The 7,362-nt window shown below is 71.2% G+C and carries 8 protein-coding genes; 1 reads left to right on the forward strand and 7 read right to left on the reverse strand.

Going from position 1 to position 7,362, the window contains the following annotated elements; genetic code table 11:
- Together VOI19_RS10480 and VOI19_RS10485 are read right to left on the reverse strand one after the other, a co-directional pair.
- A partial coding sequence (locus VOI19_RS10480) for a hotdog fold domain-containing protein (protein ID WP_323792909.1) occupies positions 1 to 365 on the reverse strand: 365 nt, incomplete at its 3' end.
- A gap of 25 nt (positions 366 to 390) precedes the next feature.
- On the reverse strand, positions 391 to 657 hold the full coding sequence (locus tag VOI19_RS10485; protein WP_323792910.1) for a metal-sensitive transcriptional regulator: 267 nt from the start codon (positions 655 to 657) through the stop codon (positions 391 to 393).
- Between the two features lie 192 nt (positions 658 to 849).
- Between VOI19_RS10485 and VOI19_RS10490 the strand changes: the two genes are divergently transcribed.
- A complete protein-coding gene (locus VOI19_RS10490) occupies positions 850 to 1,350 on the forward strand; it encodes a MarR family transcriptional regulator (protein ID WP_323792911.1) in 501 nt (166 codons plus the stop codon).
- A 4-nt stretch (positions 1,351 to 1,354) separates the two neighbouring features.
- Here VOI19_RS10490 and VOI19_RS10495 read toward each other — a convergent pair whose 3' ends face one another.
- The 5 genes from VOI19_RS10495 to VOI19_RS10515 form a co-directional block, all read right to left on the reverse strand.
- On the reverse strand, positions 1,355 to 3,142 hold the full coding sequence (locus VOI19_RS10495) for an ABC-F family ATP-binding cassette domain-containing protein (RefSeq protein ID WP_323792912.1): 1,788 nt from the start codon (positions 3,140 to 3,142) through the stop codon (positions 1,355 to 1,357).
- Positions 3,143 to 3,144: 2 nt separating this feature from the next.
- Positions 3,145 to 4,086: a 4-(cytidine 5'-diphospho)-2-C-methyl-D-erythritol kinase gene (locus tag VOI19_RS10500; RefSeq protein WP_323792913.1), complete on the reverse strand. Its 942-nt coding sequence runs from the start codon at positions 4,084 to 4,086 to the stop codon at positions 3,145 to 3,147.
- Positions 4,083 to 4,949, reverse strand: a complete 867-nt coding sequence (gene rsmA / locus VOI19_RS10505; protein ID WP_323792914.1) for a 16S rRNA (adenine(1518)-N(6)/adenine(1519)-N(6))-dimethyltransferase RsmA — start codon at positions 4,947 to 4,949, stop codon at positions 4,083 to 4,085. Before rsmA ends, VOI19_RS10500 begins: the two co-directional genes overlap by 4 nt.
- Positions 4,950 to 4,996: 47 nt before the next feature.
- Complete coding sequence (locus VOI19_RS10510) at positions 4,997 to 6,217, reverse strand: transglycosylase family protein (protein ID WP_323792915.1); 1,221 nt, start codon at positions 6,215 to 6,217, stop codon at positions 4,997 to 4,999.
- Positions 6,218 to 6,451: 234 nt separating this feature from the next.
- Positions 6,452 to 7,297: a TatD family hydrolase gene (locus tag VOI19_RS10515; protein WP_323792916.1), complete on the reverse strand. Its 846-nt coding sequence runs from the start codon at positions 7,295 to 7,297 to the stop codon at positions 6,452 to 6,454.
- Positions 7,298 to 7,362 lie beyond the last annotated feature (65 nt).

Below are 7,362 nucleotides of genomic sequence, written 5' to 3' on the forward strand. Positions count from 1 at the left end.
GCCGCGTCGGTCTCGGCGACGCAGGTGATGTCGCTGGTCGCCTTGGCCGTGTAGGTGACGTCCATGCCCTGAGGGATCCAGCGCTTGTCGGCGGGGACCGTCGCCTCGGCCAGCGCGCCCATCGCCGCCTCGAGCCCGTTGCACAGCGCGATCGCGTGGACGGTGCCGATGTGGTTGTGGACCGCCTTGCGCTTGGGGATCAGCAGCTCGGCGTAGTTGGGCCGGATCTCGACGAAGCGGGGACGGATCGTGGAGAAGTACGGCGCCTGTCGGCTGAACGCGAGCGAGAAGACGCGCTTGCCGAGGGTGCTGCCGACCACGGGGAGGCTGCTGGCGGTACGCCACAGAGAGAGGACCTGAGTCATGGCCCAGATGTTACCGGTCGGTAACTCAGCTGAGCGAGAGGAACAGCTTCTCGAGATGGTCGAGCTGCTCGGGCGTCACGTCACCGTCGCTGTCGACACTGCTGCGCCACTCGGCCGCCACCATCGCGAACCCGGCCCGGTCGAGCGCACTCGTGACCGCCTTGAGCTGGTTGAGGACGGCGCCGAGCTCACGCTCCTCCTCCATCATCTTGAGCACCCCGGCGAGCTGGCCCTGGGCGCGCTTGATCCGGTTGAGTACTGCCGTTCGGTCGCTGGCCGACGAAGTCGACATGGCTGCCCCCTGGTTGTCCGGCCACTCGCCCCTCGACGAACTGCCCCGATACGGACGTGAAGAATAGGCGTCAGGATAGCGAGCCGGACGCTTTCGAGGATTAACGTCATCGAGACCCGGTAGTTACGCCCGGGCGGGTATCGGAAATCTCTCGATATCAAGATTCTCGACCGCCTGCGTAGAGTGCTGTCCATGCGCGACGAGGTGGACGACCTGGTGGAGGCCTGGGCGCGCGAGCGCTCCGACCTCGACCTGGACCCCGTCGCCGTGTTCAGTCGGATCAGCCGGCTCGCCCGTCATCTCGACCTCGCTCGACGAGCCGCCTTCAGCGCGCACGCGATCGAGTCGTGGGAGTTCGACGTCCTCGCAGCCCTGCGCCGCGCCGGCACGCCGTACGAGCTCTCGCCGGGGCGCCTGCTGCGCGAGACCCTCGTGACGAGCGGCACGATGACCAACCGCGTCGACCGGCTCGCCGTCCGTGGCTTCGTCGAGCGCTCCCCCGACCCGGAGGACCGCCGCGGGGTGATCGTGCGGCTCACGCCCGAGGGCAAGGCCGCCGTGGACGGCGCCTTCGAGGCGCTGCTGGATGCCGAACGCGCCCTGCTCGCCGACCTGCCCGTGCGCGACCAGGCCAAGCTCGCCGGGCTGCTGCGGCTCCTGCTGTCGCCCTTCGGGACTCCCCCGGCGGGGTAGGGACCTAGTCGACGACCTCGGCGGCCTCGAGCCACTCGAGCTCGAGGTCGTCCTTCTCGGCCAGGAGCAGCTGGAGCTCAGCCCCCAGGGTGGCCAGCTTGTCGTAGTCGTCGGTGCTCGCCTCGAGCTCCTTGTTGATCTCGATCTCGCGCAGCAGCACCCGCTTGAGCTGCTTCTCCAGGCGCGACAGCGCCTTGCGAGCCGCGCGCTCCTCGGCACTGCCCGGCTTGGCCTTCTTGCTCGAGGCGCCGCCCTGCTCGCCGCTGCCGGAGGACTGATCGGCCTTCGACGGGCCTGTCAGCTGGTCGCGCCGACGCTCGAGGTACTCATCGACTCCACGCGGCAGCATCGAGAGCTTGCCGTCGCCGAGCAGCGCCCAGACCGAGTCGGTGACCCGCTCGAGGAAGTACCGGTCGTGGGAGACCACGACGAGCGTGCCGGGCCAGGCGTCGAGGAAGTCCTCGAGCACGTTGAGGGTCTCGATGTCGAGGTCGTTGGTCGGCTCGTCGAGGAGCAGCACGTTGGGCTCGGTGAGGAGCAGCTTGAGCAGCTGGAAGCGCCGCCGCTCGCCGCCGGAGAGGTCGCCGAGGCGCGCGGTCAGCTTGTCGCCGGTGAAGCCGAAGCGCTCGAGCATCGACGTGGCCGTGATCTCGCCGTCCTTGGTGACGGTGATCCGCCGGATCGCCTCGACCGTCGGCAGCACCCGACCGTCGGGGTCGACGTCGTCGAGGGCCTGGGTGAGGTGCTTCAACGCCACGGTCTTGCCGAGCTTCATCTTCCCGACCTGCGGGTGGAGGGCGCCGGCCAGCATCGAGAGCACGGAGGTCTTGCCGGCGCCGTTGACCCCGACGATGCCGACCCGGTCACCGGCACCGAGGCGCCAGGTCGCGTCGGAGAGCAGCTGGCGCTCACCGCGCCACAGGTCGACGTCCTCGACGTCGATGACGTCCTTGCCGAGTCGCTGGGTGGCGAACTTCTGCAGCTCGAGGCGGTCGCGCGGCGGCGGCACGTCCTCGATCAGCTGGTTGGCGGCGTCGATGCGGAACTTCGGCTTGGCGGTGCGGGCCGGGGCGCCGCGGCGGAGCCAGGCCAGCTCCTTCTTCATCAGGTTCTGCCGGCGGGCCTCCGAGGCCGACGCCTGGCGCGAGCGCTCCGCCTTGGCGAGCACGAACGCGGCATAGCCGCCCTCGTAGACGTCGACAGCACCGTCGTGGACCTCCCAGGTCCACTGGCAGACCTCGTCGAGGAACCACCGGTCGTGGGTGACGACGACCAGCGCCGACGTACGACGGCGCATGTGGTCGGCCAGCCACGCGACCGCCTCCACGTCGAGGTGGTTGGTGGGCTCGTCGAGCACGATCAGCTCGTGGTCGCCGAGCAGGAGCGCGGCGAGGGCGCACCGTCGGCGCTCACCACCGGAGAGCCCGAGCACGGCGCGATCGAGCTCGACGCCCGCGAGCAGCTCGGTCACGATCTCGCGCAGCATCGCGTCGGCAGCCCACTCGTGGTCGGAGCGGCCCCCGAGGACGGCCTCGCGCACGGTGTGGGTGTCGACGAGCTCGTCGCCCTGGTGGAGGTAGCCGATCAGCAGGCCGCGCTGCTGCGAGACCCGTCCGGAGTCGGGTTCCTCGAGGCCGCTCATCACCTCGAGCAGCGTGGTCTTGCCGTCGCCGTTGCGCCCGACGATGCCGATCCGGTCACCGGACCCGATGCCCAGCGACACCTCGGACAGCAGCGGCCGGATGCCGTAGGACTTGGAGACTTTTTCGAGGTTGAGCAGGTTCGATGCCATGACTATGCGTGGTCCTTCACGAGGTGGGCACCGGCAACGGCGCCGTTGGCGACGAGCACGGTGGGGTGGCCTGAGCGCATCAGCGCCCCGGCGAGGTCGCGGGCGTGGTCGGCGGACTCACAGAGGAAGACGCAGGTCGGCCCGGAGCCCGAGACCATGCCGCGCAGCGCGCCCTCGCTCTCGCCGCGCGTGATGAGCTCGCCGAGCTCGGGGCGCAGGTCGACCGCGGCGTCCTGGAGGTCGTTGTGCAGCGTGCGGGCCAGGCTGACCGGCTGGCCGGTGCGGAGAGCGCCGAGGAGCATCTCGGCCCCGGGCGGCTCCTCCGGTGCGTCGGGGTAGAGCTTGTCGAAGTGCCGGTAGACGTCGGGGGTCGAGAGGCCCTCGCGGTCGGGGACGAGCACCCACCACCAGGTGCCGACGTCGCCGACCGGCTCGACCAGCTCGCCGCGCCCGGTGCCGAGGGCGGTGCCGCCGATGAGCGCGAAGGGGACGTCGCTGCCGAGCTCGGCGGCGATCCGGAGAAGGTCGTCGTCGCTGGTGCGGAGGTCGTGGGCGCGATCCAGGGCCACCAGCGCGGCCGCAGCGTCCGCCGATCCGCCGGCCAGCCCGCCCGCGACCGGGATCGCCTTCTCGATCTGCAGCAGCCCGTTGAGATCGCGCCCGTGCAGGGTCGCCAGGGCGGACGCCGCGCGGTGGGCGAGGTTGCGCTCGTCGGCGGGGACGGACTGCACGTCGATCCAGTCGCTGCCGCGCACCTCGACCTGGAGGTCGTCGACTCCCGGCCCGCCGGGGGTCGCGGTGACGTCGTCGCACAGGCCGATCGCCTGGTAGACGGTCGTGAGCGGGTGGAAGCCGTCGTCGCGAGGCGCGCCGACCCCCAGGTGCAGGTTGATCTTCGCGGCGGCCCGCACCGTCACCGGTGCAGTGCCCAGGAAGCGGTTCATCTGAGTCCTTCGGCCAGCGCGGCGAACTGCTCGATCGTGAGCGACTCACCGCGGGTGAGCGGGTCGATGCCCGCATGGGCAAGGGCGTCGTCGACCGACCCCAGGAGGCCCTTGGAGGGTGCCGAGTCGCGCAGCACCCCTCGCAGCGCCTTGCGCCGGTGGGCGAAGGCGACGTCGATGACGGCGAAGACCTCCTCGCGAGTGGCCGCGGTCGCGGGCGGCTCGCGATGGGTCCAGGCCACCAGACCGGAGTCGACGTTGGGCGCGGGCCAGAAGACGTTGCGCCCGATCGCCCCGGCGCGTCGTACGTCGGCGTACCACGCGGCCTTGAGGGAGGGGATGCCGTAGGCCTTGCTGCCGGGCTTGGCGGCCAGACGGTCGGCCACCTCGGCCTGCACCATGACCAGTCCCCGCCTCAGGCTGGGCAGCAGGGCCATCAGGTGCAGCAGCACCGGCACCGAGACGTTGTAGGGCAGGTTGGCGACCAGCGCGGTGGGCGCCGGACCGGCGAGACCGGTGATCCGCAGGGCATCGGCGTGCACCAGGCTGAAGTGGTCGGCCTGGTCGGGGGCGAACTCGGCGATGGTGTCGGGCAGCAGCCCGGCGAGCTTGTCGTCGATCTCCACCGCCGTCACGTGCTGGGCGACGTCGAGGAGCGCGAGCGTCAGCGACCCCAGCCCCGGACCCACCTCGAGCACCACGTCGTCGCCGGTGATGCCCGACTCGCGCACGATCCGGCGGCAGGTGTTGGCGTCGATGACGAAGTTCTGGCCCTTCTGCTTCGTCGGCCGCAGGTCGAGCAGGTCGGCCAGACGACGAACGTCCGCCGCCCCGAGATACCTCGGGCCGGCGGACGATGTCATGTGTGAAGGCTAGGCCGTGCGGTGGGCGATCGGCTCACCGCGGTCCGTCAGCGCGGCAGACCGAGCTTGGCCGCGCAGCCGGGCCAGGCGCCGTAGCCGCCGCGAGCGGCACGGAGCCGCTCGGCAACAGCGATCTGGGTGGCCCGCGAGTTGTTGCTCGGCAGACCGGTGCCGCCGTAGGCCTGCCAGGTGCCGAGGTTGAACTGGAGGCCGCCGTAGTAGCCGTTGCCGGTGTTGATGGCCCAGTTGCCGCCCGACTCGCACGCCGCGAGGCGGTCCCAGACCGAGCTGCCAGTGGCGTAGTTGGGCGCCGCGGGGGCCGGGACGGGCTTGGTGCCGACCCGCACGATCGCGGAGACCGGCTGACGGGTGACCTTCTGCTTGAGGACCTTGCGCTTGGTCAGCTCGCCGTCGACGTAGACCAGTCGGTAGGTGACGTTGCGGGCGCCGGCGCTGCCGGCTCGCTCGGTGCTGGTCGTGCCGACCGTGAGCGTGTCGTCCTCGCGCTTCTCGGTGGCGAAGGCGATGCTCTCGCCGGTCACGGCCTTCTTCTTCCACCGCACGTCGGTGAAGGTGATGACGTCACCGTCGGTGACGGCCGCGCCGAGCCTGGGCGTGGTGCGGTCGCGCTTGCCGACCTTGACGCCGAAGCGCTCCAGGGCGCCCTCGACGGTCATCGCGGTGACGTTGCGGACCTTCTTCTTGCCCGACACCTTGAACGTGAGCTTCTTCGGGGTGACGACCTCGAGCTCGAGACCGCCGCGGTCGATGCCCGCGCCTCGGTCGAGCGAGAGTCGTGAGTTGTCGAAGGGCATGCCGATCTCGCCCAGCGCGGTCTCGACGTCGGTGGCCGTGACCCAGTGGGTGGTCGTGACGCCGTCGACGGTGAGGTCGACCGGGCGGCCCAGCCGCACGTTGATGCGCGTGCCGTCCTCGATCTGCTCGTCGAGGGCGGGCGCAACCAGGTCGTGCTCACCGATCTCGAGGCCCTCGGCCGCGAGCACGTCGCCGACGGTGGCCGCACGCGAGGAGATCTCGCGGGCCTCTCCGTCGACGGAAAGAGTGAGGTCCTTGCCCATGGCGGCGTAGCCGTAGGTCGTGCCGGCGACGGCGACGAGGACGACGGCGACCAGGGAGGCCAGCACGGCGCGGCTGCGGAACCAGGAGCTGCGGGTCGAGCCGGAGGTGGGGCTCGAGAGGGGGCTCGAGAGGGGGCTCGAGAGGGGGGTGGAGATGTTCTGCGGGTCAGTGTCGTTCTGGGGCGGCACGTTGCTCCAATGTCGTGAGTCCCGGGCCTCGGATGACCAGCGCCTGAGTGCGGCGCCGGCCGTGAATCGTCCCGATCCCGGCCAACAGCCCTCTACGAGACCAGTCGAGGAGGGCGATCGCAAGCTCGCGCACCCGGCTCAGGCGGGGAACGTGGCCAGCATCACGTCGATCCTTTACCCGCCTCGTCACAGGCGCCCCAGCAGTCACCAGTCGTCACCAGTCATCACCACTCATCACCAGGGACCACCGAAGGCCTCGAAGGTCGCGGCCTCCACCGCCCGGCAGAGCGTCTCGAGATCCTCGCCGCGGGTCTCGGCCATCACGCGCATGGTCAGCGGCACGAGGTAGGAGGCGTTGGGGCGGCCTCGGTAGGGCGTGGGCGTGAGGTAGGGAGCGTCGGTCTCGACGAGGATCCGGTCCTGCGGCGCGAGCACGAGCGCGTCGCGCAGGGGCTGGGCGTTCTTGAACGTCACCGTGCCCGAGAACGAGAGGTGGGCCCCCCGGTCGAGACAGCGCCGCGCCACGTCGGCGTCGCCGGAGAAGCAGTGCATCACCCAGCGGTCGGGAGCGCCCTCCTCGTCGATCACGGCCAGCACCTCGTCGTGCGCGTCGCGGTCGTGGATGACGAGGGTCTTGTCGAGTCGCTTGGCGATGTCGATGTGGCGCCGGAACGACTCCACCTGGGCGGCGCGGCCCTCCTCGCCGGTGCGGAAGTGGTCGAGACCCGTCTCCCCCACCGCGCGCACCCGGTCGTGCGCACCGGCCAGGGCCTCGATCTCGGCCAGCGCCTCGTCGAGCAGGCCCGACTCGGCCAGGCGCGGCGCCTCGTTGGGGTGCAGCGCGACGCCCGCGACCACGCCGTCGTACGACGTGGCGGCCTCGACCGCCCAGCGTGCGCCCCGCAGGTCGCAGCCGATCTGCACGATCCGGGGCACGCCGACCGCAGCGGCAGCGGCGAGCGCCGCGGCCACGTCGTCGGGCGTCTCGTGGGCGATGTCGAGGTGGCAGTGGTTGTCGACCACCGGGTAGGGCAACGGCTCCGGGGCCGGGGGCGGCTCGCCCTCGCGACGCGCGCTCACGTCAGGACCCCGCGACCGAGGCTCGGCGGGCGAGGATCGCGGCGGCCAGGGCCTCTGGCGCCTGG

The organism is Nocardioides sp. (assembly GCF_034670285.1).
Taxonomy (GTDB): Bacteria; Actinomycetota; Actinomycetes; order Propionibacteriales; family Nocardioidaceae; genus Nocardioides.